At 66.4% G+C, this 22996-nt stretch carries 27 protein-coding genes; 6 read left to right on the plus strand and 21 right to left on the minus strand.

The annotated features are described in order from the left end of the window. Positions 1-9: 9 nt before the first annotated feature. Entirely contained in the window at positions 10-144 is a 135-nt protein-coding gene (locus tag AB4089_RS08685; RefSeq protein WP_441409070.1) for an integrase core domain-containing protein, read from the plus strand. 549 nt (positions 145-693) lie between these two features. Here the strand turns inward: AB4089_RS08685 and AB4089_RS08690 are convergent. The 5 genes from AB4089_RS08690 to AB4089_RS08710 form a co-directional block, all read right to left on the minus strand. Further along, the gene (locus tag AB4089_RS08690; RefSeq protein ID WP_441408887.1) at positions 694-1281 is read right to left on the minus strand and encodes a TetR/AcrR family transcriptional regulator; all 588 of its coding nucleotides are present in this window, start codon (positions 1279-1281) and stop codon (positions 694-696) included. Between the two features lie 98 nt (positions 1282-1379). Further along, positions 1380-1958: a histidine phosphatase family protein gene (locus AB4089_RS08695; RefSeq protein WP_441408888.1), complete on the minus strand. Its 579-nt coding sequence runs from the start codon at positions 1956-1958 to the stop codon at positions 1380-1382. 60 nt (positions 1959-2018) lie between these two features. Then, positions 2019-2771 (minus strand): lytic murein transglycosylase, encoded by a 753-nt coding sequence (locus AB4089_RS08700; RefSeq protein WP_441408889.1) that lies wholly within the window; start codon positions 2769-2771, stop codon positions 2019-2021. Between the two features lie 94 nt (positions 2772-2865). Continuing rightward, positions 2866-3168, minus strand: a complete 303-nt coding sequence (locus tag AB4089_RS08705) for a DUF4193 domain-containing protein (protein WP_441408890.1) — start codon at positions 3166-3168, stop codon at positions 2866-2868. Between the two features lie 125 nt (positions 3169-3293). Continuing rightward, positions 3294-4202, minus strand: a complete 909-nt coding sequence (locus tag AB4089_RS08710) for a LysR family transcriptional regulator (protein WP_441408891.1) — start codon at positions 4200-4202, stop codon at positions 3294-3296. A 69-nt stretch (positions 4203-4271) separates the two neighbouring features. On the opposite strand from AB4089_RS08710, the gene AB4089_RS08715 reads away from it, so the two are divergent. Next, positions 4272-5183, plus strand: a complete 912-nt coding sequence (locus tag AB4089_RS08715) for an EamA family transporter (RefSeq protein WP_441408892.1) — start codon at positions 4272-4274, stop codon at positions 5181-5183. 67 nt (positions 5184-5250) lie between these two features. On the opposite strand, the gene AB4089_RS08720 is transcribed toward AB4089_RS08715, so the two are convergent. From AB4089_RS08720 to AB4089_RS08780, 13 genes are all read right to left on the minus strand, one after another. Then, positions 5251-5484 (minus strand): hypothetical protein, encoded by a 234-nt coding sequence (locus AB4089_RS08720; protein ID WP_441408893.1) that lies wholly within the window; start codon positions 5482-5484, stop codon positions 5251-5253. A gap of 148 nt (positions 5485-5632) precedes the next feature. After that, on the minus strand, positions 5633-6184 hold the full coding sequence (locus AB4089_RS08725; RefSeq protein ID WP_441409071.1) for a GNAT family N-acetyltransferase: 552 nt from the start codon (positions 6182-6184) through the stop codon (positions 5633-5635). Positions 6185-6201: 17 nt separating this feature from the next. Then, positions 6202-6717, minus strand: coding sequence for an RES family NAD+ phosphorylase (locus AB4089_RS08730; RefSeq protein ID WP_441408894.1), 516 nt, complete (start codon positions 6715-6717; stop codon positions 6202-6204). A gap of 209 nt (positions 6718-6926) precedes the next feature. Continuing rightward, positions 6927-8330, minus strand: coding sequence for an LLM class flavin-dependent oxidoreductase (locus AB4089_RS08735; RefSeq protein WP_441408895.1), 1404 nt, complete (start codon positions 8328-8330; stop codon positions 6927-6929). Next, a complete protein-coding gene (locus tag AB4089_RS08740) occupies positions 8327-9274 on the minus strand; it encodes a TauD/TfdA dioxygenase family protein (RefSeq protein WP_441408896.1) in 948 nt (315 codons plus the stop codon). Before AB4089_RS08740 ends, AB4089_RS08735 begins: the two co-directional genes overlap by 4 nt. Positions 9275-9332: 58 nt before the next feature. Beyond that, complete coding sequence (locus AB4089_RS08745; RefSeq protein WP_441408897.1) at positions 9333-10259, minus strand: ABC transporter permease; 927 nt, start codon at positions 10257-10259, stop codon at positions 9333-9335. Continuing rightward, positions 10259-11212, minus strand: a complete 954-nt coding sequence (locus AB4089_RS08750) for an ABC transporter ATP-binding protein (protein WP_441408898.1) — start codon at positions 11210-11212, stop codon at positions 10259-10261. The genes AB4089_RS08745 and AB4089_RS08750 overlap by 1 nt, the downstream gene beginning before the upstream one ends. Then, positions 11209-12264, minus strand: a complete 1056-nt coding sequence (locus tag AB4089_RS08755; RefSeq protein WP_441408899.1) for an ABC transporter substrate-binding protein — start codon at positions 12262-12264, stop codon at positions 11209-11211. Before AB4089_RS08755 ends, AB4089_RS08750 begins: the two co-directional genes overlap by 4 nt. Positions 12265-12654: 390 nt before the next feature. Then, positions 12655-12912, minus strand: coding sequence for a hypothetical protein (locus AB4089_RS08760; protein ID WP_441408900.1), 258 nt, complete (start codon positions 12910-12912; stop codon positions 12655-12657). Continuing rightward, a complete protein-coding gene (locus AB4089_RS08765) occupies positions 12909-13031 on the minus strand; it encodes a hypothetical protein (protein WP_441408901.1) in 123 nt (40 codons plus the stop codon). The genes AB4089_RS08760 and AB4089_RS08765 overlap by 4 nt, the downstream gene beginning before the upstream one ends. Before the next feature lie 38 nt (positions 13032-13069). Beyond that, positions 13070-13597 carry a hypothetical protein gene (locus AB4089_RS08770; RefSeq protein ID WP_441408902.1) on the minus strand — a complete coding sequence of 176 codons (528 nt, stop codon included), beginning with the start codon at positions 13595-13597 and terminating at the stop codon, positions 13070-13072. Between the two features lie 154 nt (positions 13598-13751). Then, positions 13752-16466 carry a LuxR C-terminal-related transcriptional regulator gene (locus AB4089_RS08775; RefSeq protein WP_441408903.1) on the minus strand — a complete coding sequence of 905 codons (2715 nt, stop codon included), beginning with the start codon at positions 16464-16466 and terminating at the stop codon, positions 13752-13754. A 290-nt stretch (positions 16467-16756) separates the two neighbouring features. Continuing rightward, positions 16757-16909: an LPXTG cell wall anchor domain-containing protein gene (locus AB4089_RS08780; RefSeq protein WP_441408904.1), complete on the minus strand. Its 153-nt coding sequence runs from the start codon at positions 16907-16909 to the stop codon at positions 16757-16759. Between the two features lie 181 nt (positions 16910-17090). On the opposite strand from AB4089_RS08780, the gene AB4089_RS08785 reads away from it, so the two are divergent. The 3 genes from AB4089_RS08785 to AB4089_RS08795 are packed head-to-tail and all read left to right on the plus strand — an operon-like array spanning position 17091 to position 20142. Then, a complete protein-coding gene (locus AB4089_RS08785) occupies positions 17091-18242 on the plus strand; it encodes a hypothetical protein (protein WP_441408905.1) in 1152 nt (383 codons plus the stop codon). After that, positions 18239-18952: an ABC transporter ATP-binding protein gene (locus tag AB4089_RS08790; RefSeq protein WP_441408906.1), complete on the plus strand. Its 714-nt coding sequence runs from the start codon at positions 18239-18241 to the stop codon at positions 18950-18952. The genes AB4089_RS08785 and AB4089_RS08790 overlap by 4 nt, the downstream gene beginning before the upstream one ends. Further along, a complete protein-coding gene (locus tag AB4089_RS08795) occupies positions 18949-20142 on the plus strand; it encodes an ABC transporter permease (protein WP_441408907.1) in 1194 nt (397 codons plus the stop codon). The genes AB4089_RS08790 and AB4089_RS08795 overlap by 4 nt, the downstream gene beginning before the upstream one ends. A 134-nt stretch (positions 20143-20276) precedes the next feature. On the opposite strand, the gene AB4089_RS08800 is transcribed toward AB4089_RS08795, so the two are convergent. The 3 genes from AB4089_RS08800 to AB4089_RS08810 all read right to left on the minus strand — a co-directional run bounded on the left by AB4089_RS08800 (position 20277) and on the right by AB4089_RS08810 (position 22237). After that, a complete protein-coding gene (locus tag AB4089_RS08800) occupies positions 20277-20846 on the minus strand; it encodes a TetR/AcrR family transcriptional regulator (RefSeq protein ID WP_441409072.1) in 570 nt (189 codons plus the stop codon). Between the two features lie 206 nt (positions 20847-21052). Continuing rightward, a complete protein-coding gene (locus AB4089_RS08805; protein WP_441408908.1) occupies positions 21053-21730 on the minus strand; it encodes a PAS and ANTAR domain-containing protein in 678 nt (225 codons plus the stop codon). Between the two features lie 45 nt (positions 21731-21775). Next, positions 21776-22237 carry a YegP family protein gene (locus AB4089_RS08810; protein ID WP_441408909.1) on the minus strand — a complete coding sequence of 154 codons (462 nt, stop codon included), beginning with the start codon at positions 22235-22237 and terminating at the stop codon, positions 21776-21778. 352 nt (positions 22238-22589) lie between these two features. On the opposite strand from AB4089_RS08810, the gene AB4089_RS08815 reads away from it, so the two are divergent. Further along, complete coding sequence (locus tag AB4089_RS08815; RefSeq protein WP_441408910.1) at positions 22590-22976, plus strand: ArsR/SmtB family transcription factor; 387 nt, start codon at positions 22590-22592, stop codon at positions 22974-22976. The last annotated feature ends 20 nt before the right edge of the window (positions 22977-22996 follow it).

Consider the following 22996-nt stretch of genomic DNA (forward strand, 5'->3'; position numbering starts at 1 on the left):
TACCGGCAGATCTTCACCAGCAGCATCTTCACCAGCAGCGGTGACCGCCAAGCCGCACTTGCGCCCTGGCTCCAGCACTACAACACTGAACGAATCCACACCGGCATCGGAACCACACCCGCCAACCGAGTGTCACCAACCTAATGGCTCAGTACAGCTAGACGACGCCATAAGCGCCCGGTAAGGGATCCCCCAGGCGGACGGCCGCACCGTCGCCACGGGTGGGAAGCGTTTGCGCATCGGTAGGCTACGCCCATGGCATTGGGGGATGCGCGGCCGCAGGCAGTTCGGTCACACAGGCTGGTCCTCGATGCGTACGCCTTCATCAAAGGCCGACTCATCGCCACCTCGCACTGGGTGGGCGTGCTGCTTCTCCAGGTGGCGGCAGCCATGGCGTTCCCGCTGCGCAGTGCGGCGCCGACGCCGGCCACGCGGGGCTTCTTGGGTAGGCCAAAAAGGGCGTCCTCGACAGCGATTATCTGCCGACTCCTTTTTCGGAACCGGACCAGCTGCACCCGAACTGCCGTGGCCACGCCAGGCTGGCGGAGGTCCTGACCAGTGTGCTTGAGCCATCTGTGGTCAAAACCCGGGTCGACGTCCAAGTTCTGGGGTGACATCTAGCGCTGCGAATACGACGCCACTTATCTCTGCGATACACAGACGGCGCCGGACCCAGAGCCTGGTTCTTCGTGCTCAATCAGTGAGCAGGAAGCACCAGTTTTCGACCATCAGGTCCAGCGAAGTGTCACGGTCCACGGTCCAGCCGAGCCGCATCCAGCGCCGCGAAAAGAATTCCAGTTCGCCGAAAGCCAGCGCGCACCGCACACGGCGGCTGGTTGGCTCAAACCGCCCGGCCCGGTCGAGGCCGGCCTGCATGTCATCGATCGCCGAGTCGAACCACTGGTCCAGGGCCGCCTGGATGTCCGGTTCGCTGGCCGCTGCCTGGTGGGCCGCCACTACGTAAGGGCGGATATCGGCCCACTGGTCAAACTTCCGGGCGAGCCAGGCCCTGATCAGTTCGCGGTCCCCGGATTCCACCACCGAATGCAGCGGCGGGACATCCGCCTCGGTCAGCATCTCGTTGGACCGCTCGAGGAGCGACCGCATGAGCTGGGCCTTGGACGGAAAATGAGCGTAGAAGGTGGCCCGGGTGGTGCCGACGGCGGCGGCGATGTCATCCACCGTGGTGGCGGCATACCCCTTCTCTTCGAAGAGCTCCAGCCCCTTCTCGCGCAACAGTCGGCGGGTCATCTGCTTCTGAGCTTCTCGAATGCTTGCCACTCCCCCAGATTAGTGCAGGACTCACAGCGGCCTTTCACTTGACGCGCTGTGTAGCTCCGGCCACGGCAGACGGCGTGGTGATGGTCGCCCGGATCGCCCTAGACGGCGGCCATGACCCGCTCGCCGTTGAAGTATTCAAGCTCCCAGCCGTCAACGGCATGGTGGTGGGCCAGATTGAGCACGGCGTTGTCGATGCTTTCCAGGGTGCGGCCAATGGCCAGACTGAGGCTGACCCGCAGCAGCGTGCCGTGGGCGACGGCCAACACCCGCTGGCCGCTGAACTCCYCGGCCAGCGCTTCCAGCGCCGCCAACCCGCGGCTGGCCGCCTCGTCCTCTCCTTCCGCACCGCGGAAGCCACCGGGGATGCGCAGTGCCTCCAGTTCCGGTCCGGCCTGCAACCCCTCAGCGGGTCCGAAGCTGCGCTCGGCAAGTTCCGGCACGCGCCGGGCCACACGGAGCCCCAGCCCGTCGGCAATCAGGTCGGCGGTTTCTGCGGCACGGCGCAGCGGCGAGGACACGACCGCATCCCAGCCGTAGCCCGACAGGACGGCGACCGCGTCGCGCGCCTGGCCGCGGCCGACGTCGTTGAGCGGAATGTCGGTGGACCCCTGAAGGCGGCGCTGCGCATTCCAGTCGGTCTGGCCATGGCGAACAAGGGCAAAAGTCGTCAGGGTCATGCCGTCCATTCTGCCCTGACCGCGGGAGGTCTCCATCATCCGTGCGTCAGCAGCACGACATTATCCCGCGGTGCCGGCCTGCGCGGCGTAGCCGGTGGCCCGGTCGCGGACCTTGTTCACGTACGAATCCGACTGGTTGTAGGAGTAGATGGCGTCGGACCAGCCACTTGCGGTGGTGAGGTCACCGCCGTGGGCGCACAGGTACGAGGCGRCCGTCAGCGCGGCGTCGTCGATGTTGAACGGGTCGGCTTTTCCGTCTCCGTTGCCATCCCGTCCGGCGAGCTGCCACGTGGAGGGGATGAACTGCATGGGCCCGACGGCGTGATCCCAGCGGGCGTCACCGTCCAGGGCGCCGCCGTCGGTATCAGGGATGGCGGCAAAGCCGTCGCCGTTGAGGCTGGGCCCAACGATTGGCCCGCTCGCCTGCCCGGTGGCGGTCAGGCTTCCGCCGCCGTAGGTGCCGTGGGCGGTCTCGACGAAGCCGACGGCCGCCACTGTATTCCAGCCGATCCCGCACGTCGGAGCGGTTTCATTGGCCGTACCGGCCGCGGCCACGTAGGCCTGGAGGGCCCGGGCAGGGATGCCGGTCCGCGCCGCGGCCTCGACCAGCCACTGGGCGTCCGCGCTCCGGGTGATGTTCACCGCGGGGACTATGCCGCCGGACAGCGCGGCCAGTTTTGCCTCCGCTCGCGGCGGTGCGGGCAGGGCTCCGCGGGCTTCTGCGCCGGAGAACTGAAGCGCCCAAAACAAGAAGCCGGTGATGACGCAGAAAACGAACAGGCCCAGGACCACAAGGCGTTTCAGACGCAGCACGGACTAGCAGGACCTGCCGCGTACCTTGGCTGCCCGCGGATCCATAGCCGGGAGGAAATTCGCCCCGGCGCCGGATACGTGCAAAGCCATGGCCCTAGCCTTCACATTCAACGCAGTAAGCGTGGCCGTTCTTTTCGCGCGCGACTTGGGACCGGTGCCGGACCAGGAAACAGGAGTAGCAGGTAAATTCGTCCTGCGCCTGCGGGATGACCTGGACAACAAGCTCCTCGGCGACGAACTCACCTCCCGGGCTGATCGCATCGTCAAAGGCATCGGCTTCATCCAGCTCACGGACAACGCTGCGGGCATCCGGGGCGTTGGCGGATTGGAGCGCCTGCAGGGAATTGTCCTGCGACTCCTTGACGTCGGATCGGACTTCGTCGTAATCGGTTGCCACGGGGGTGACTCTCATTCCTATGTTTAGTTCTGACGGGAAGCCAACGTACACCATTGCGCGCCTTGCCGCGGCATATGAACTGCGGCACCCCCGCCGGAGACCTCAGGCCGAGCGGGAAATGGCCGCTAATGGCCCGGGCGCGACTTGCCTGGCCCTTTCCCGGGGGGCCAGGGGGCAGGGTGTTCGGCGAACGCTTCCCGGGCGAGGCGCGCAAACCCGGCAAGCAGGGCTGATGGGTCGTCCTTCCAGGATGCAAGGAACACTGATATCGGTGCCGCGTCGCGGACTGGCTTGTAGACAACCCCGGAGCGCTGGTACTGCGCGGCGGTGGCCTCGGAGGACATGCCCATGGCCTTGCCTGTGGAGATCAGCGTCAGCCAGTCGTCCACGCTCTGGACGGGGCGCAGCGATGAAGGCTGGGACTCCGGACCCCAAAGGTCCCCGGCAGTGGTTCCGGTCCGGCTGTCGACGGCGACGCTTCGCCCGGCAAAGTCCGCCATGCGCAGGAAGCGCCGGCGGGCCAGCGGATCCGTCGCGGCGACGGCCGCAACCCGGCGTTCCGTTCCGATCAGCGCCTCCGTGAAGCGGGGGTCATTGAGCCGGCGTCGGACGACGGCGACGTCGACGGATCCGTCCGCAAGGCCGGCCGCTGCGGAGTTCGACTGCACCCAGATAAGCTGCGCTGCCGTGTTTTCTTCCTCCCAGCGGCGCTGCAGCGCTATGGTCCGGCTGCCCAGAGCGGACCAGGCGTAGCCGACCCTCAGCTCACCGGCATGATCCCGCGCGGCCACTTCGAGCAACCTGGCCTCATCAAGGACCCGCCGTGCGTGTTCGATGATGCGTTTCCCTGCCGCCGTCGGGGTCACGCTGCGCGTGGTTCGCTGAAAGACACGCACTCCCAGCGTGCGTTCCAGTGCCGCGACAGATCGGGAGATGCTTGCCTGGGACGTTCCCAAAGCGATGGCGGCGTCGGTGAATGTCCGGGCATCGTCGACGGCCACGAGCGCCCGGAGATGGCGCAGCTCAAGATTCATACGGTCATCGTATAGAAGCGTCATCGCAAGCATTTATAGGTTTGACGATTTCGCCCCACACTTTGGGTTATGGAGGCATACACAGAGGACGGTTTGGGCCCGGACCGCGGCCGGTCGGCGCAGTCCCAACCGCGGATTTTCGGCGGCCTGTTGACCATGACGGGCAGCGGACTCAGCAATCAGATCGGGGCGGGAATCGGAGCGCACGCTTTCCCGGTCCTCGGACCCGCAGGGGTGGTCGCCGTGCGCCAGCTCGTGGCCGCGGCCGTGCTCCTGACTGCGGCCCGGCCGCCGCTCCATCGCTTTACATGGAAACAGTGGTGGCCGGCACTCCTGCTGGGCGGAACGATCGCCCTGATGAACATTTGCCTCTACGTGGCCATCCAACGGATCGGGCTGGGGCTGGCCGTCACCCTGGAATTCCTGGGCCCACTTGCAATCGCCCTCCTCCGATCCGGGTCCAAACTCGACCTGCTGTGCGCGCTGTGCGCCGGCACCGGCGTCTACATCCTGGTGCTGCCCGGATCCTCGAGCGACTTCCTGGGCATTGGAATTGCCGTGGCCGGCGCCGCCTGCTGGGCGGCCTACATCCTGCTGAACGGGGTCGTAGGCCGGCGGCTGCCGGGCCTCCAAGGCCCGGCAGCTGCGACCTCGGTCTCCTTGCTGTTCTACTTGCCGGTGGTCGGCTATCTGGTCGCGGCGGGGTCCCTGACCGGCCCGGCCCTGTTGTTTTCGGTGATTGCCGGAGTGCTGTGCTCAGTCATCCCGTACGCCGCGGACGTGGTGGCGCTCCGACACGTCAGGCCGGCATTCTTCGGCGTGTACATGAGCATCAATCCGCTGCTTGCGGCTCTCTCGGGGATGATCGTGCTGGGGCAGATCCTCGCTGTTCACGAATGGCTGGGTATCGGCATCATTGTCGCCACCAACGCGGCTGCCATCCTCCTGGCCAGCTTGAAGCCGAGCGCATCCAGGCCCTGAGGCTGGGGTGTGCCTTTCCCCAGAAACAGCGGCGCAAGAGCATTCAGTGGAATGATGGCGGCCGGGGTCAGCCCTGCGAAATCTCGCCGGGTGGACGATCACCCTTCCCCACGGGCTTCTGCATCCCGAGGATCAGGAACGTGACGCCCATAGTGAAGAACGCAATCCAGGCCGTGGTTCCAAGGAAGATCATTGTGATCGCAACGGCGAGGAAAACGATTCCGATGGGCAGGAATGCCGTGCCCCGGCTTCGCTTCGCTCGGCCGCCAGACTCCGACCTGGGCTTTCTTTCATCGCTCACTTGGCCGACCCTACGTGGGTGGACGGGGACCCGCAAACGCTATGGCAAAAGCGCCGCGCCCGAACGGATGGCTGGGATGTCCGGAATCCGGCGCACAAATCACCAATTGAGCGGGAGTCCGCCGGACCGCATTGCCCTCGGATGTGCGCTAGACACTTTCGTCGTGCAGGACCGCCTGGTAGAGGTAGTGGTCTTGCCATTTGCCCGCAATCTGAAGGTATTGCGGCGCCATACCAATCTGCTGGAACCCGGCCTTTAGGAGCACCCGCTGCGAACCAACATTGTGCAGCAGAGTGCTCGCCTCGATACGGTGCAGTCCGAGTTCTTCACGTGCCATTTCTACTATCACCTGAACCGCGGCGGACGCCAAGCCGCGACCTGCATACTCGCTGTCCACCCAGTAACCCAGCCCCGCGCTCTGGAAGGGGCCGCGCACGATTCCAGCCACGTTGAATCGACCGACGAGCGTATTGCCAGCGAACAGGCCGAGCGGATACCCCTCCCCTGCTTCATGCGCAACGAGGCGGCTGGCAATGTCGGCAGCCTGCCAAGTCTCGGTGTAGTACTCCTCGGGTCGTACCGGCTCCCAGGGGGAAAGGTACGCGCGGTTGCGCACATATGCCGCGGCAAGGGCTGCCGCATCACTCTCGCGCAGTACACGCATGCTGACGCTTTCACTAAGTTGGCGCGGTTCAATCATCACTCGACAAGGATCCTTTACGGTGAGGGAACTTCAAGGACACTGGGAGAGCCCGGACGATTCCAGTCGAAGAGGGTCAGATGCCACAGGTGCGGCTGCTTGCGTGATGGGTCGATCAAGCCGTGTGCGCCTAGGCTCTCCAAGGCTTGTCGAACCCGCCATGACGAAGGTGACCCTCCGGCGGCAACGGCCTCCTGCCAGTCGGCTGCGGCGTCCGCTGGATCAATTCCAACTGACGCCAGTGCATCATGGTCACGAAGATCAACGATCCTGTCCGCCTGTACTTCGAACCGCAGCACCCGAAGGTCGGGAGTGCGATCGTCTGTGTGGGCGATCATCGCGGCCGCTACACCGTCCAGCGAAGAGCTTAGGTACAGCGTTGGCACGTTTGGAGGGGAATACCGGCCGGCGTACCGCGAACCAGCAAGTGCGTTGTCACTGTAGGTGGGATGAACTGCCCGATAGAACGAACCCATAACAGTACGCATCAGGGGATCGTCCCCGCCGATGGCTGGTTGGTCTCGTTGCGCCATAAAGATCTCCCCATCCTGACTGCACTAAGGAGCGGCCATCTTCCACGTCCCATGACCGACTGATTATGGCAGTTTGTGTGGGGCCGGCGGCGACCACTGCGGCCATCGTCACCCGTGGCGCGACGTGACGAAACCCCGGACAGCTGTTGCCGCCCGGGGCTTCCAGTCACGCGCGGCGGGTCCTGAGCCAGACTCCGAACCCGCTCGGATCAGCGTTCCGAGACCAGCAGGCCGCCTCGCGGGGCACCAAGGTTTCCACCAGGGCTGCCCTCAAGGCTGGACAGTCCGGCCGCAACGAAGGTGTTGGCAGGCCGCGGGAGCCCGTAGTGTTCGCGGAGGGTCCGTCCGGTGTATTCGCGCCGGAAGAGTCCGCGGTCCCGCAGGATCGGGATGACGTGGTCCACGAACGCGTCCAGGCCGGACGGGAGCACGGGCGGCATGATGTTGAAGCCGTCCGCTGCCCCGGCCAGGAACCATTCCTGGATGGCGTCGGCCACCTGCTCGGGGGTCCCGGAGAAGGTGCGGTGTCCGCGGCCGCCGCCGAGACGGCCGATGAGTTGGCGCACGGTCAGGCGTTCCCGCCGGGCGAGGTCCACGATCAGCGTGTATCGGCTCTTGGCGCCCTCAATCTCGTCCTCGGAGGGCAGGTCCTCCGGCAGTTCGGCATCCAGGGCCAGCGACTCCGGCGAGACCTTCAGGACCCCGGCAAGTTGCCGCCGGGCGTGGTCTGGGTGGATGAGCTCATCGAGTTGTTGCTCCAGGCGCCGGGCCTCGGCCTCGGTGGACCCGATGACCGGAACGATGCCCGGAAGCACCTTGATGGTTTCCGGGTCCCGGCCTGCCGCGGCGGTCCGCTGCTTCAGGTCGGCATAGAAGCGCTGCGCGTCGGGCAGGGTCTGCTGGGCGGTGAATACCGCTTCGGCATAGCGGGCGGCGAAGTCCTTGCCGTCCTCCGAGGATCCGGCCTGCACAATGACTGGGTGCCCCTGGGCCGAGCGCGGCACATCCAGGGGTCCCTGGACACTGAAGTACGTGCCAGAGTGGTTGACCTGGTGGACGCGGGTGCTGTCTCCCCAGATCCCGGCTTCCTTGTCCCCGACGGCGACCCCGTCCTCCCAGCTGTCCCAGAGCTTGCGGGCGACGTCGAGGAATTCCGCGGCGCGCTCGTACCTCCGGGCGTGGGCCGGCTGGTCCTGCAGCGAGAAGTTCCTGGCCGCAGCGTCGCCGGCGGTGGTGACGACGTTCCACCCGGTACGGCCGCCGCTGATGTGATCCACGGAGGCGAACCGCCGGGCCAGGTTGTAGGGGTCRTTGTAGGTGGTGGAGGCCGTCGCGATGAGCCCGATGCGGTCGGTGACGGCGGCGATGGCTGCCAGCAGCACGGTCGGCTCGAGACTGCCGTAGGGGCGCTGCCCGACGTCGCCGTGCAGCACTGGCGAGTCCGCGAAGAAGATCGAGTCGAACGTGCCGCGTTCCGCCGTCCGTGCCAGCTGCTGGAAGTGGGCGACGTCGGTCCCGGCGAAGCTGTCGCTTTCCGGCAGCCGCCACGAGGCTTCATGGTGGCCGGTGCTCATCAGGAAAGCGTTCAGGTGCAGCTGCCGTTCGCCGCTCACAGCGGGGCTCCGGAGACGTCTGCGGGAAGGACAACCGTTTCGGAATAGGTGGAGGAGTCGCCCTGGATGGAGCTGCTGCTGCGGCCATCGATCCCCACGGGAACGTCGCCGGCGACCGTGACCCGGTTCAGCTGGCGGGGTTGGCCGTCGTAGTTGTCGGGGGCGTAATGCTGGGTGATGCGGTTGTCGAAGAGCACCAGCTGGTTCGGGTCCCAGTTGACCCGAACCACGTTTTCCGGGCGCGTGACGTAGGCCTGGAGCAGCCGCAGGATGTCCTTGGATTCGGTGTTGGACAGTCCCACGATGCGCAGCCTTTGGGCAAAGCCGCCGATGAAGAGTCCCCGTTCCCCGGTCAGCGGATGGACCCGGACCACGGGATGGGCGGTTTCGAAGTGGATCCGGGTGAATTCCTTCCGCCGCTCATCGGCGTTGGCGTGCTCAAGGTTCTTCGGCACGGAGTAGTCGTAGTCGTTGGTGTGGACGGCCCACAAGGTGTCGGCGAAGTTCCGCAGTTCCTCCGGCAGGTCCTGGTAGGCACCTGCCGAGGAGGCGATCAGGGTCTCCCCGCCATAGGACGGCAGCGTGATGCTGCGCAGGGTGGAGGCCTGCGGCGGGTTGACCACAAACGTGACGTCGGTGTGCCAGTTGTTCGCGCTGCCGTTTTCGCTGTCCACCGGCAGGACCGACGGTTTGCCGTCGACGGACGCCACGGTGGGGTGCGCCTTGGTGAGCGGGCCGAAGCGGCTGGCGAAGCGCACCTGGGCTTCGTCGTCGTGGATGTTGGCGTCCCGGAAGACCAGGGCCTTGTGCGTGTTCAGGGCCGCACGGAGTTGGGCGATCGTGCCGTCGCTGAGGTCGCTGCTCAGGTCCAGGCCGCGGATCTCGGCGCCGATGCGCGCGCTGAGCTTGCGGAAATCGAGGCGGGTTTCGGTAGCTGTCGACATGGTGGTGGTCTCCTTGAAAGTTGGGGGTGGTGAGTTTGGCAGGTTCAGTTCAAAGGCGTTAGTTCGCTTGGGATCCGACGGCGGTCCGCCACCGGGAGAAGTGCCGTTCAACGGCGACAAGTAGGTAGTTGACCAGCAGGCCGAGCACCGAGACGGTCAGGATCCCGGCGTACATGTCCGGGATCAGGAAGCTCATCTGGGAATTGACGATCAGGTACCCCAGGCCCGCCTTGGCCCCGACCATCTCCGCAGCGATGAGCACCAGGATGGAGGATGTTCCGGCCATCCGGATTCCCGTGAAAATGGTCGGTACCGCCGAGGGCAGGATGACCTTCTGGAACAGCCGGAAGTTCGAGAGCCCCAGTGAGCGGGCGGCACGGATCAGGAGCGGGTCAACCGTCCGGACGCCGGCGATGGTGTTCAACAGCACGGGGAAGAACGCGGCATAGGCCACGATGCTGATCTTGGACGTCTCGCCGATCCCCAGCAGGAGCGTGAAGACCGGGAGCAGGGCCAGTGCTGCCGTGTTCCGGAAGACTTCCAGCAGCGGGTTCAGGAACCGGTCCAGTGCCCGGTACCAGGCGACCAGCAGGCCCAGGGCGACGGCGGAGACGACGGCGATGCCGAACCCGCTGGCGGAGCGGGTGAGGCTTGCCGCCAGGTGGTCCTGCAGCTGGCCCTTGGCGACGAGGGAGCCCAGGGCGCGCAGGACCTCGTGCAGCGGCGGGAGGAACACCCTGGTGGAAGGCGAGGCCAGGTAGGTGGGCCCCAGTTCCCAGAGCAGGAGGAACAGCAAGATGGCGCCGGAGGCCCATATCCCGCGTCCGGCCCTGCGGGCACCGGACCGGACCAGGGAGGGCAGTTGTCCGGTTGCCGCTCGCGCCGCGGTCCGCCCGGCATCGGCCGTGGGTGCGGCTCCCGGTGCCGGTGCGGTTGCGGGTGCGGCCGGGGCGGCGACGTCTTTGGTCAGTGTAGGTGCGGTCATCAGGCTGCCCTTCCCTTGCTAAGTTGGCCTCTGCCGAGTTGGGGTGCCTCGTCGGGTGCCGAGCCGTCGGGGCGTATCTTGGCGTGTCCGGCTTCCTGGGCTTTGCGGACCTCGTCGTGCAGCAGGGACCAGACCTTGTGGCGGTGCTCGACGAAGACGGCGTCGGAGCGGACGTCCCCGCCGCCGGTCCGCTCCCCCAGGTCAATATCGACGATCTGTTTGAGCCGGCCGGGCCGGGAGCTGAGTACGGCCACCCGCTGGCCCAGGTACACGGCCTCGTCGATGCCGTGGGTGATGAAGATGATGGTCTTGCCCGTGGACCGCCAAATGCGCAGGAGTTCCTCCTGGAGCTGTTCCCGGGTCTGGGCATCCAGCGCCGCGAACGGTTCGTCCATGAGCAGGATGTCCGGCTCGTAGGCCAGGCTCCGGGCGATGGCGACGCGCTGCTTCATGCCGCCGGAGAGCTCATGCGGATACCGGTCCTCGAAACCGGACAGGCCCACAAGTTCCAGGAAGTGGCGAGCCTTCTCGGTACGTTCCTTGCGGCCCAGGCGGCGCCCGTCGCTGCCGGGTCCTTCCAGGCCGAAGGCGACGTTGGCCGCGGCGGTGCGCCATGGGAACAACGCGTACTGCTGGAAGACCACGGCGCGGTCGCGGCCGGGTCCACTCACCTCCTGGCCGTCCACGAGCACCTGGCCGGTGTCAGGCCGGGTGAGCCCGGCGAGGAGGTCCAGGAGGGTGGTCTTGCCGGAGCCGCTCGGACCCACCAGGGTGATGAACTCGCCCGCGGCGACGTCAAGTGTGATGCCCTCCAGCGCCGTCAGGGTGGAGCCTTCGGGGTTTTCCTTGCCGGGCCGGACGGTGAACTGTTTCCCGACGTTCCGGAGGCTGATCTTCGGCGTCGGAATGTACGGTACTGGTAGGTTCGGCGTCGTTTCCGTGCCGCGGGTCATGATGCCGCCCCCTTCAGCAGGCCGTTGAAGTCGTTCGTGTAGTACTTGGAGGGTGTGATGTCGCCGGTGACGATGCCGGTGTCATTCAGCCAGGCTGACCAGCGGGTGAAGTCCTCGTCGCTGATGACGCCCTTGGACGGGACACCGACGCTCTTCCAGAACTTCAGGGTTGCTGTGCTCTCGGAGCGCTGGCGCTTGTTGATGATGCTCGTAAACCGCGCGATCACCTCTTCGCGGGGAGTAGTGCGTTCCCATTCGATGGCCTTGGCAACGCCGGTGGTGAAGATTTTCGTGGTCTCCGGGTTCTTCTCGATGAAGTCCTTGCGGAGGACGAGCTGGCCGCCGGCGAAGGTGCCAAAGAGTTCGAAGTCGTTGAACAGGGACCGCAGGCCGCCCTTGGCGACAGCGTTATCCTGCAGCACTCCGCCGAGCGCCCCGACGTCGACCTGTCCGCGGCGGATGGCCTCCTCGGTGTCGTTCGGTGGTACGACGACGAGTTGTACCTGCTTGATCTCTTCCTGCGAGAGTCCGTTCTTCTTCAGGTAACTGTTGATCACGGCGTCCGAGTGGGCACCCAGGGTGTTGACGGCGATTTTTTTGCCGATCAGATCTCGCGGCGACCGGATCGGGCTGTCCTGGGTGACGTAGAAGCCGTTGAACGTTTTGTCGTCTTCGCCGTAGTAATTGATCACCGCGGTGACGGGGGCGCCGGCTTCGATGAGTTTCACCACGGCACCCGAGAACGCGCCGCCGAAGTCGGTGGCCCCGGTCGCCGCTGACTGGATGCTCGCCGGACCACTGATGGTGTTGCCCACCCAGTTCAGCTTCACGTCGCCCAGGTAGCCGAGGTCCTGGGCCAGTTCCGGCAACGTGACATTGTTGGCCGAGCCCTCGTAGCGGAGTTCGGTCACTTCCGGCGTGCCGGGGGCGCTTCCTGCCGCGGGCTGTGCGCTCGCAGGGCCGCCGCAACCGGAGACCACCAGCGAGACTGCCACGGCGGCAGCCACGGCCAGGGCGGAGGAAAGTCCTGCGGGTAAGAGTCGGTTTTTCATAGCGGATTCTTCCTGGATTCGATGGTGCGGACCGGGCCAGCCGGCTTGTGCCCACCACTAGAGCAGAGATGAATCCCGGCCGGCAGGCCCCTCGACACCCAACGAAACCGCGCGTAACCCGGCGACGAAAACAGCCACGGACGCCCGCCGCTACCCACTCCGACGCATCAGGAAGCAGTCCGTAACGGGGCGGACTCACGCGGTCATCTGCGGCCGTCCCGGGACACCTCCGCGGCCCGTTGGGTCGGCTGTGTGACGTGATGGTGACGCCCGACGACGGCGGGCGACGGCGCCGCTGCCGCGCCGCCGTCGTGCCCCAGAGCGAAAGAATTCCTCAGAAGTAGCCGAATGTTGCGTCCCTCAGCGCTGCAAAAGAAGGCCGACGGCGGGTCACTGCCCCCGGGCTGGGGTCCCGGAGGGGTCCATTGCTTCGACGGAGATCAGGGTCAGGCCGAGGTCCCGGACTTTCCCCAGCAGCCCGTGCAGCGCGGCCTGGTCAGGGACTAGGCCGCTGAGGCTCGTTGTGCCGTCCCTGTCCCGGGTCACCGCGAGGTCCCCGAACCAGGCGGACCAATGGTCCTCGAGGTGCCCGTCGACCACGATCCGGTAGCCCGTGGTTCCCGTCCCGGACGTAGGGTGCGTACTCATTTGGCGTCGGCCGGGTCGAGCGGCGCGGGTGTGGCCTCCGGCTGGGGACGGCCGGCGGCAGCGCGCTGTTCGCGCCACAGCGAGTAGCCCAGGCCGATCAGCGCGACCCCGGTGGGCACGGCGAAGAGCCGTTCGTTGATCTGCGGCAGCAGCGGGATCAGGGTGGTGGCGAGGTGCCGCCGGCAAGGACCGCGGCCGCCCAGCGGGCGAGGACGTTGGCGCGGAAGAGTGCGATGCCAAAGATCAGCCCGCCGGCCAGGTAGGTGATCCCGCCGACCCCGCTCAGGGGCAGCATCAGGCCAATGTCGCCCGCAGCGTGCCCGCCGGTGGCGACGGCGAGGACGTCGCTGACGTAGCCCGGTGCACTGTGGACCAGAGTAGGGAGGACCACCGCGCCAACGACTTCGATGCTCATCATGATCAGGTAGCCGGCGCCAAACACCAGGTAGCCGAGGAGGCCCAGCACTCCGATCTGCTTCACCTGGCGCAGGTACATGCCGGTGATGCCGATGAGCGACAGGACCGCCATGAATACCTTCAGGGTTTGCCGGACTTCCCATTCGGTCGTGGTGACCAAGCCGGCGTCCACGTGGGGGTGGTTGATCTGGACGCCGATGAACAGCAGTCCCCCGGCCACGGCGCAGAGGCCGGCCGCACGGGTGAGTTTGGTGGTGGTGATGGACATGTCCGGCTCCCTGGTTCTGGGTATCCGTGGCGGGCGCCTCGGAATGACTCAAATCTAGGAACGGACGGGGTGACCGGGCGTCACCCGATGATGTGACCGGCCGGGTGATTTCTGCGGCCGCGCCGCCTGGATCGGGCCGCCAACATCGGGCCGGCTACATCAGGCCGCGCTCGCGGGCCCGCCGTACTGCCGCCTGGCGGTTGGTGACCTCCAGCTTGGTGAAGATGTGCTTGGTGTGGGTGCGCAGGGTGTTGTGGGAGATGAACAGTTCGCCGGCGATTTGCGGGCCGGTCAGTTCGCTGGCAAGGAGCCTGAGCACCTGCCGTTCCCGCCTGCTGAGAGCCTCAGGCGACGACGGCGGCCGGTGTCCCGGTCCGTCGGCCGGCGGCGCGGCAGCAGGGACGAGGCTGAGCAGGCGGCGGGCTTGGTCCCCTCCGGCGCCTGGGTGGGTCCCCTCAAGGTGCGCGGCGTCGCGCAGCAGCTCCAGCATGGGCTCGCCTTCGTCCAGGAAGAGCAGCACATACCCATCTGCCTCGGGCGCTTCGGCAAAGGCCCGGCCAAGCGCGGCACGGGCCTGCGGACGGTGCCCTTGCGCGTGCCGGGACAGTGCCTGCAGCATCCGGATTTCCACCAGGCTTCCGTCGCGTCCGGAGGACCGGGCGGCGTCGCCCAGCCGCTCCAACAAGCGATCCGTGCCCTCAGCGGCGCCGGCATCGGGGTGCAATCTGTGCTGCGCGATGAGCAGGCGCACCAGCGTGAGGTGGTCGCACTCGTGCAGATAGCTGGCGGCGTCCGTGACGGCAATGTCACGTTCGCGGGCCCATTCGGCGGCCTGGGCCAGCTTGCCCTGCGTGATCCAGACCCGGGCCTTCATCGCGGCAATGGGACGGACCTCGGGGAAAAATCCGCGCCGGTACAGCGGCTCCGCCTGATCGAGGAACCCGATGGCCTGCTCCGGGCTTCCCTCGGCGTGGGCGAGAAGTCCCCTGGCAACGAACCAGCGGTAGCGGCTTTCTGTCATCCCTCCCCGGTCGAAGAACACGGCCGCGGCGTCAAGGTGTTGCCTGGAGTGGCCGAGCTCGCCGCGTTGGCAGTCGGTCTCGCTCAACCCCACATGCAGCTCAGCTGTGGCCCGGGCGACGGGCTCGCCATGGGATTCGGCCACCCGCAAGGCATCCCCGTAAAGCCGGCGCGCCGTGCCGGGTCTGCCCGCGGCCAGCCACATGTCGGCGAGCGCCACCGTGCTGCTGAGTTCGTCCACTAGGTTGCCGGATGCCTGCAGGCTGGCCACAGCCTGCGTGAAGGTCTGCAGTGCTTCCGGGATGTCGCCTTTCGCCCAGGCGGCGAGGCCCAGAAACCCGGCTGCGGCGCCCCTCGCCAGGTGATCCCCGGGGCGGGCCAGGGCAAGGGCGTGCCGGGCGTTTTCCTCGACGCCTGCCGCATCGCCCCGTGCCTGGGCCAGCGAGGCACGATAGACGGCGATGGTCGCGGGCAGCGTCCGGAGCTCCTCGGTGTCTGCCCACGGCGGAGCCGCCCCGTCCGGTACCCCTGCCAGCGCGCGTTCGGCGTCGTCGAGTCTTGGCTCCACGCCGTGGAGATCGCCGGAGACCATGAGCATGAAACCGTAGAACACGCTCAGCACCGGGCTCCGCCGGACAGCGCCATCGGGGAGGTCCTTCAGCCAGCCGACCAGCATGGCTTCCTGCCGGTTCCGACGGATCGCCGGTACGGCAAGCTCCATGAGGTGCGCCGCGCGGTCGAAGTCCCGGCCCGCCAGGGCGTGCCGGACCGCATCCTCTGGCAGGTCGTGGTGCTCGAACCAGCGGCTGGCGCGCTCATGCAGCAGCGGCAGCTGTTCGGGCCGCTCGCCGAGCAGGTTGGCCCGCAGCACGTCGGCGAAGAGGTGGTGATAGCGGTACCACTCCCGCCGGTCATCGAGCGGGACAATGAAGAGGTTGGCGCGCTCCAGTGCAAGGAGCATGCTGCTCCCGTTGTCGCGGCCGGTGAGGGCGTCACAAAGCGGTCCCGTGAACCGGTCGAGCACCGCCGATTGCAGCAGGAAATCGCGGACCCGCTCGGATTGATGCCGCAGCACCTCCTCGACGAGGTAGTCGACGATGTACCGGTCGTTCCCGGCGAACCGGGCAATAAAGCCGGCGGCGTCGTCGCGCCCCTGGATGGAGAGCGCGGCGAGCTGAAGCGCGGCGATCCAGCCCTCCGTCCGCTGTCCCAAAACGGCCACCTCCTCCACACCCAGGTCCAGGGCCGCCACCCCGTTGAGGTACGCGGCCGCCTCCCCGGACGTAAAGCGCAGCTCCGCCTCTCGGATCTCGACCAGTTCGCCGCGGGCCCGCCAACGGGGCAGGGGCAGGCCGGGGTCGGCTCGGGTGCTGATGACCACGTGCGCGCGGGGCGGAAGGTGATCCAGAAGGAAGGCCATCCCGTCGCCCACCTCGCGATTGTCGATGAAGTGGTAGTCATCGAGCACCAGCCAGAGAACGCCCGGAACTGCCGCCAGCTCGTTGAGTACCGTAGTGAGGACGAGATCGGTGGGCACCGGAGACGAAGAGCTGAGTTCCAGCGCAGCAGACCCGACGCCGGGTAGCGCTGATTGGAAGGCGGTCACGACGCCGGTCCAGAAGGACGCGGGGTCGTTGTCCGCCGGGTCGAGCGAAAGCCATGCGACACAACGGTCTTCGGCGGACGTCGCGGCCAGCCATTCGGCCAGGAGCGTGGTCTTGCCGAATCCGGCCGGCGCGGACAACAGGGTCAGCCTCGACTCGGCCCCGCGGCGAAGGCGTTCGCTGAGCCGCGGGCGTGCCACGAAAGGACGCCGCAGCTGCGGGACGTACAGCTTTGTTGCAATCATCGGACGTGCCATGGGACCCCGTTCCAAAGTGCACAACCGTGCCCGAAGTGTGCAACAGCTAAGGCTAGCGCACGGAGACTCTGGTGGTCAGGCTGCCGGCCCGGGTTCTGCATGCCTGCGTTCTGCATGCCTGCGTTTTGCATGCCTGCCTTCTGCCTGCCTGCCTTCTGCCTGCCCGGGTGGGCCAGTAGACCGGGCACGGCCCTGGATGAGCGCTCAAAAGCCCCGGGATGCGAAAACGGCGGCCGGCCCTGTGAAGGACCGGCCGCCGCCGAAGATCTAACTGGACGTCAGGCCCGGGCCTTTCGTTTCACCCAGCCCCAAACAGCCGTAGCCACCAGCAGCACAAGGCCGATGATTGCCAGCCAGAGCAGGCCCTTGACGGCGAAGCCGAGGATCGAAAGAACAAGCCAAATGATAAGCAATGTGATTATTAGTCCCATATCGACAGCTTAGGGCATGCCCGCACCCAACAATCGCATCGGCGCTCGCTGCCGGCGTCCGACAGCGAGCCCAGCGACGGGCCGAATACGCGGCATCCCCAGCCGGAGAAGGCTCCCCTATAGGCTGTGAAATGCATCTCTCGCAGAGAGGTTCTGTGGGGAGTTACCGAATGGGGCAGAGATGAGAATTTTCAGGCGCGTCGTCATGCCCGTGGCATGGCTGGCCGTGTTCACCGTCATAGCAGTGGCACTGGTCAAGATCGCATTTATCGATGGCATGAAGCCGGGAGAGGTCCTTGCCGGACCCTCCGCGGAGGTGGCCGTCCCGGTGGTTCAGGCCACCCGGGCCACCGTGACAAATGCAGTGCAGGTCAAGGCAACCGTACAAAGCGATGCTCCGGTGGGAATCCGCAACACAACCGCCGGAGTCGTGACGCACTTTTTTCTTGCGGAGGGCCAACCAGTCACATCCGGTGACCGTATTTACCAGGTCCGAACCGAAGTGGTCGCCGAATCAACAACACAGGACACCGCCGGGCTTGTAACGGCGGCTGACCAGGCGCCGTCACAAGCCCGGCAGCCGGTGACGCGCACCGGTCCTGTCTATACATATGCCGACGTCCTCGCCCCGGCGACGGGTCGGCTGGAAAGCCTCACAGTTCTGCTCAACCAGCAGGTTGGAGTCGGCGAAGCTGCGGGGACCGTCAACCCGGGCACTTTTACTGTCAGCGGATCCATCGACGCGGCTCAGCAGTACCGTCTGCTGGCCAAGCCCGGCTCGGCGGAGATCGCCGTCGTCGGGGGCCCTGCCCCGTTCTCCTGCCCCGCGGTGGCGTTGAAGGAAGCTGCCAGCGGCGGCGTATCAGGGAACGTGGGCGGCGTGTCGGGCGGGGTCAGCCGCACGGTGCCGTACGCCGTCGCCGTCCCGGGCGGGGGCAGCGGCCCTGAACAGGGCGGCGCGCCGACCGGAACCGTCAGCTGTGCCGTTCCGTCCGGCGTGGAGGTATTCGCAGGCCTGGGCGCGACAATGACTGTGACCGCAGGCCAGGCCGCCGACGTCGTCACGGTGCCGCTCACCTCCGTTCGCGGCAGCGTGAAGGAAGGATCCGTGTGGCTCGCTCCCGCGGGAGCTGCACCGGATTCCTCAACCGGAACCCCGGCCGGCGAGCCGCAGGAACGCAAGGTGCAGCTGGGCCTCAACGACGGCTCGATGGTGGAGATAGTCTCCGGCCTGGCCGAAGGCGAAGCTGTGCTGGAGTTCATTCCCGGCGCCCCCGCACGCCAGGCCGGCGAGCAGTTCGCCGGACCCGGTTCCATCCCGGCGGGCGGATGACCATGGAAGAACTGGTGTCCCTGGAGGGCGTGACCCGGGCTGTCCGGCTTCCCGACGATCAAGAACTGCACATCCTCCGGGGCGTGGACCTTGCCGTCCATGCCGGAGACCACACGGCGGTGATTGGGCGTTCCGGGTGTGGGAAATCCACACTGCTGAACCTCCTCGGGCTGCTGGACCTGCCCACCAGCGGGGAACTCCGTTTCCAGGGAACCCCGGTGCGGCAGCTAAGCGGCAACGCGCGGGCTGCACTGCGCGGCTCCTCGGTGGGCTTCGTGTTCCAGCAGTTCAATCTCCTGCCTGGCCGGAGCGCGCTGGAGAACGTCATCACTCCCCTGTTGTATGCCAAGGGCGCACAGTTCTGGCGGCGGAGGGAATTGGCCATGGACATGCTGGACCGCGTGGGCCTGGCCCAGCGCGCGGATACACTGCCGAACATGCTCTCCGGCGGGGAACAGCAAAGAGTGGCGATCGCGCGTGCCCTGGTTCGCCGGCCCCGGCTCATCCTGGCGGACGAGCCCACCGGGGCGCTCGACGTCGACACCGGGCAGGCCGTCATGGCGCTGCTGGATATGGTGGCAACCGAATCGGGAGCCGCGCTGATCACCATCACGCACGACGTCAACGTCGCGGCCCTCGCCCGGGCGTGCTACCGGCTTGATGCCGGCGTCCTCGCCGCCGCGGAGATTCCGGCAGGGGTGCCTGCATGACCGGGGTGGTGTCGGCCCTCGTGGAGGCCTGGCAGGAATTACGGATCAATAAGACGCGCATTCTCCTGGCCCTGGTGGGCGTTGCACTTTCGGTCGCGGCCCTCACCTCGGTGGTCGGCGTCGGCGACCTCGCCCGGGAGGGCTTCAAGGCCAGTTCGGAACGAAACGGCGGCCGTTCGGCGACGCTCGGCGTCGGGGTCTACGGCCCGAACGAACCCGATCCCCAACAGCTGGAGGAGGCCTACCGCGGCATTCTGGAGCGGTACGGCATTACGTACTTCACGCATTTGACCCAGACGCAGCAGTCCTTTCAGTTCCCCCACGGCGTCCAGCCCGTGCAGCTGCAGGTGATCGATCCCGGCTACGGCGTCATTCACCGGGTTGACGTCAGCCAGGGAGGCTGGTTCGCTGCGAACGACGACGAGCGGCTGGCACCTGCGCTTGTGGTCTCCGAAGGTTTTTACAACGCCGCCGGACGGCCGAACCTGGTCACCAGCCCCAAGATCACGATGGCCGGAGCACAGAGGGCCTCGGCAGTGATCATTGGGGTGGTACCGGACCCCTATCCGGAGTCACCGCCCTCGGCCTACATCCTCACGGGCGCTGCAGGACGGGCAGGGATCACCACCGACGGCCAGTCAGGACCCGGGCAGTTCAAGATTTGGGTCCAGGACGAGCAGGCCGATCAGCTCAAGGCAGCCATCACGGCGGACCTTCAGCAGCAATTCCCCGGCATGCAAGCCCAGGTGGACCGCATGGACTACGCCAGCTACGGAGATCCGTTTGCACCGGCCCAGCTTGCGGTAGGCGGGGTGGCCGGGCTCGTTCTGCTGCTTGGGGCGGTGGGAATGCTGAACATCTCGATGGTCACCGTGCGATATCGGGTGCGCGAAATCGGGATTCGGCGAAGCTTCGGAGCCACGTCCCGGCGCATCTTCCTGGGCGTCATGATGGAATCGGTCGTGGCAACGGCCGTGGCCGGGGTGGCCGGCGTAATGCTCGCCGTCGCGGTGGTGAAGAACCCCTGGCTCGAATCCAAGATCGCACCGGGCCTGACTGAGTATCCGCCGTTCCCGCTGGACGCGGCACTGCTCGGCCTGGCGTCGGCCGTTCTAGTCGGTGCGCTGGCCGGGGCGATCCCCGCCGTCGTGGCGGTCCGGGTGAAAGTCATCGACGCCATCCGGTTCTAGCCGCAATGGTTGAATCCAGTCCCTTGTGACGATGGCGTGTCCGCCGCTGCCCCGCGGCAGCGGCGGACACGCCAGATAGCAGGGCTAGCGGGCGGAGTCAGTCACGGGTCAGTCGCCCGGTTCCAGGATTGCGGTTAGAGGTTCCGGTGGTGTTCGATGAGCCAGCGCGCCATCTGCTGGGCCCGCTTGGAGGCCAACAGGTCCCCCTCGGTGGCCGAGATGATGGAACCTTTCATCAGAATGTGCCAGGAGCGCGAAAATTCCTCGGGACGGTCCAGTCCAGCCTCCTCGGCCAGGGCCTGGATGTGACCCCTGATGCGGCTGAGGTAGTCGATGCTCGCCTTCCCCAGGGGGTGGCCGGCGCCCATCTCAAGAAGGACGTTGATGAACGAGCAGGCCTCGAAGTCATCACGCTGGAACCAGTCGCCGAAAACGTCAAATACCGCGAGCAGCTGCTCCTCGGGGGTGGTGCCCCGCTTCCGGGCCTCCCCGACAATCAGGTCCACGGTCCACACCTGGTCGCGGAGCTCCAGGAAGGCCAGCACCAGGGCGTCCTTCGACGGAAAATGCCGGTAGAAGGTGGCCTTCGAGACCCCCGAGCTGTTGATCAGCTCGTTTACTCCGACTCCACGGATGCCACGACTGGAAAATAGCTCGTAGGCAGTGGCAAGAATACGGTCCACCGGCTCATCGCGGCCGACCATGGCTGTAGCGGGCAATAACGTAGGACCCGCAGCATCGTTGACAGTCATGATAAAAGGATTTTACACCGCGGAGGGGCGGACAGACCGGTCTGCCTCAGTGCATTCCATTCCTATATGACTGTCTGCGGTCCCGGCGCCGTGCCGGCCGCGCGCATTGGCCAGTGCGCTGGCCGCCGCCTGGTCCTGCCCGGGGGCACCGGGTCCCCCTACGGATGAAGGACGCGGTCCGCATCATGGCGTGCCGAGAAACGGCTGTCCAGTGCGTGGACCAGGCTGCGGAGCGTGGCACTTTCCTGCGTGTTGTTTGCCAGCCTGACTATTGCCGAGGCCGCATGGGCAAGCTTGATGTTGTGGTGCTGGCTGTAGGCGGAGAGCCGCTCGAAGGCTGCGTCGGAACCGATGTGCAGAATACCCATCAGGATGCCCTTGGCCTGTTCAATCAGGCCCCGAGTGCCGATGGCACCGGCAATGGCATCGCGGGCGGACCGGTCCGTTTCCAGCTGGATCGTCCTGGTAAGATCCAGCACGAAGCCCTCAACGTAGAGTATTTTCCCCTCGCGGTCGACAACACCTTCCCCCGCGGCGAGGACGCGGCGCTCCCGCCGGCGGGCGTCGAAGAGCCGATGGTAGTTGGCAAAGAATCCTCCCCCACGGCACACGTCCTCAAAGATTTCCCTGCACCGCTTGCGGTCGTCGGGATGCGTGTGGGACACCACCAGGCCCAAGGTCGGCACAACCTCACCGCGGCGGTAGCCGTGGATCTGGTAGATCTGTTCAGACCACTCGAGTTCCCCGGAATCCACTTCGTAGCGAAAGGTCCCAGCGGGGCAATCTTCGCCGACCAGTGCGCTGGAGTAGGCCTGCAGTGCCTTCAGTTCGGCCATGGACGCGCTACCTGCCCAGCCGGGTGTCGCGGATCACGACGCCGGTCAGCACGAGCTCAGCCCGACCTCACCGGTCCGCGAGTCCAGGGCCTGCCGCCACCGCGCAATCAACTGCTGGTTCCGGACGACGGCCCTTCCGCCCAGGAATCGTGCGGCGGATGGGATTCGAATGCGTGGCGGCCGGCCAGGAGACCCGGACGCGCCATCACGGACCGACCTCCCTGGCGCGTGCGCCTCAACGGCGCGTGCCTCATTGGTGCTGCGGTGCACAACGGCCGCCTGTGAAAGCTTGCCTTCCGCGGACCGGTCGACGTCGTCGCTCTGCGGTTTCGCAATTTCTGTCACGTGCCCCATGCCGGCGTACTCCCGCACGGCGGCGATCCCAGCCACAGCTGATCGCTTGTCTGGGAAGGACCTGGAGAGGGCCATGATGGTCCCGTCCGGGGCGGTCAGTCGGAATCGGTAGGAAGTGTCGGAATCGGTGAACAGTTCGAACATGCCGGTCATAGAACCCTCCAGAAAGCTGAGACCCGATTGTTCCCGGCGACGCCGTTGTCACCGGGAACAGCCTGCATCCACCCGTACGACACCAGCCACACACAGGGGGCCGGATCTAATTGATGAATTCATGAAAGTCTGAACTATGGTCCTGACCTGCGCAAGAGGTAACACTTTGTCTACCGGAGGCGCGACACGGCGGCGACATGGCGGTGTCCGGGCGCTAGGATGTACGTGCGAGCGGGCCAATAGTGACCGTTGCGAGACAGACTTTTCTGTCTCGCAAATGCAAGATTTATTGCGACGGGTTCTGCGCAGACGCGCGGCTCAGAAAATGTATATGTGAAGGAGGGAAGCCCCGATGCCGGATGATATTCCCGCAGGTATGGCCCTCACCGATGTGAAGGCCGAACTCTTCAAGTCCTTGGGCCACCCTGCTCGAATCCAACTGCTGGAAATGCTCGCTGACGGGCCGGTTGCCGTGAGCAGGCTGCGCGACGGCACCGGCCTGGAGCCCTCCAACCTCTCCCAGCATTTGAGCCTGCTCCGCCGCCAGCGACTGATTGTCCCCTCCCGGCGCGAAGGGCGGCTGTTCTACGAACTGGCCAGCCCTGAGGTGAATGTCCTGCTGGCGGCTGCCCGATCCCTGCTCGGCACTCTCCTCCACACCTCCGGCTTGACCCTGAGCCCCCTGGGCGGGGCCCAGGACGTAGCGCGGGAAGACGCGCGCGAAGAGGCAATCCGCTAGGTTCCGGCCGGCACGCCCCC

It is taken from the genome of Arthrobacter sp. 2MCAF15, from assembly GCF_052115605.1.
In the GTDB taxonomy this organism is placed as follows: Bacteria; Actinomycetota; Actinomycetes; order Actinomycetales; family Micrococcaceae; genus Arthrobacter.

Excerpts from the sequence above, each read along its gene's own strand:
- AB4089_RS08795 (WP_441408907.1), top strand. The coding sequence starts at position 18,949 with ATGACCGGGGTGGTGTCGGCCCTCGTGGAGGCCTGGCAGGAATTACGG.
- AB4089_RS08800 (WP_441409072.1), bottom strand. The coding sequence starts at position 20,846 with ATGGTCGGCCGCGATGAGCCGGTGGACCGTATTCTTGCCACTGCCTAC.
- AB4089_RS08785 (WP_441408905.1), top strand. The coding sequence starts at position 17,091 with ATGAGAATTTTCAGGCGCGTCGTCATGCCCGTGGCATGGCTGGCCGTG.
- AB4089_RS08775 (WP_441408903.1), bottom strand. The coding sequence starts at position 16,466 with ATGATTGCAACAAAGCTGTACGTCCCGCAGCTGCGGCGTCCTTTCGTG.
- AB4089_RS08790 (WP_441408906.1), top strand. The coding sequence starts at position 18,239 with ATGACCATGGAAGAACTGGTGTCCCTGGAGGGCGTGACCCGGGCTGTC.
- AB4089_RS08740 (WP_441408896.1), bottom strand. The coding sequence starts at position 9,274 with ATGTCGACAGCTACCGAAACCCGCCTCGATTTCCGCAAGCTCAGCGCG.
- AB4089_RS08730 (WP_441408894.1), bottom strand. The coding sequence starts at position 6,717 with ATGGCGCAACGAGACCAACCAGCCATCGGCGGGGACGATCCCCTGATG.
- AB4089_RS08755 (WP_441408899.1), bottom strand. The coding sequence starts at position 12,264 with ATGAAAAACCGACTCTTACCCGCAGGACTTTCCTCCGCCCTGGCCGTG.
- AB4089_RS08805 (WP_441408908.1), bottom strand. The coding sequence starts at position 21,730 with ATGGCCGAACTGAAGGCACTGCAGGCCTACTCCAGCGCACTGGTCGGC.
- AB4089_RS08715 (WP_441408892.1), top strand. The coding sequence starts at position 4,272 with ATGGAGGCATACACAGAGGACGGTTTGGGCCCGGACCGCGGCCGGTCG.
- AB4089_RS08725 (WP_441409071.1), bottom strand. The coding sequence starts at position 6,184 with ATGATTGAACCGCGCCAACTTAGTGAAAGCGTCAGCATGCGTGTACTG.
- AB4089_RS08750 (WP_441408898.1), bottom strand. The coding sequence starts at position 11,212 with ATGACCCGCGGCACGGAAACGACGCCGAACCTACCAGTACCGTACATT.
- AB4089_RS08815 (WP_441408910.1), top strand. The coding sequence starts at position 22,590 with ATGCCGGATGATATTCCCGCAGGTATGGCCCTCACCGATGTGAAGGCC.
- AB4089_RS08745 (WP_441408897.1), bottom strand. The coding sequence starts at position 10,259 with ATGACCGCACCTACACTGACCAAAGACGTCGCCGCCCCGGCCGCACCC.
- AB4089_RS08760 (WP_441408900.1), bottom strand. The coding sequence starts at position 12,912 with ATGAGTACGCACCCTACGTCCGGGACGGGAACCACGGGCTACCGGATC.
- AB4089_RS08710 (WP_441408891.1), bottom strand. The coding sequence starts at position 4,202 with ATGAATCTTGAGCTGCGCCATCTCCGGGCGCTCGTGGCCGTCGACGAT.
- AB4089_RS08780 (WP_441408904.1), bottom strand. The coding sequence starts at position 16,909 with ATGGGACTAATAATCACATTGCTTATCATTTGGCTTGTTCTTTCGATC.
- AB4089_RS08770 (WP_441408902.1), bottom strand. The coding sequence starts at position 13,597 with ATGTCCATCACCACCACCAAACTCACCCGTGCGGCCGGCCTCTGCGCC.
- AB4089_RS08810 (WP_441408909.1), bottom strand. The coding sequence starts at position 22,237 with ATGACCGGCATGTTCGAACTGTTCACCGATTCCGACACTTCCTACCGA.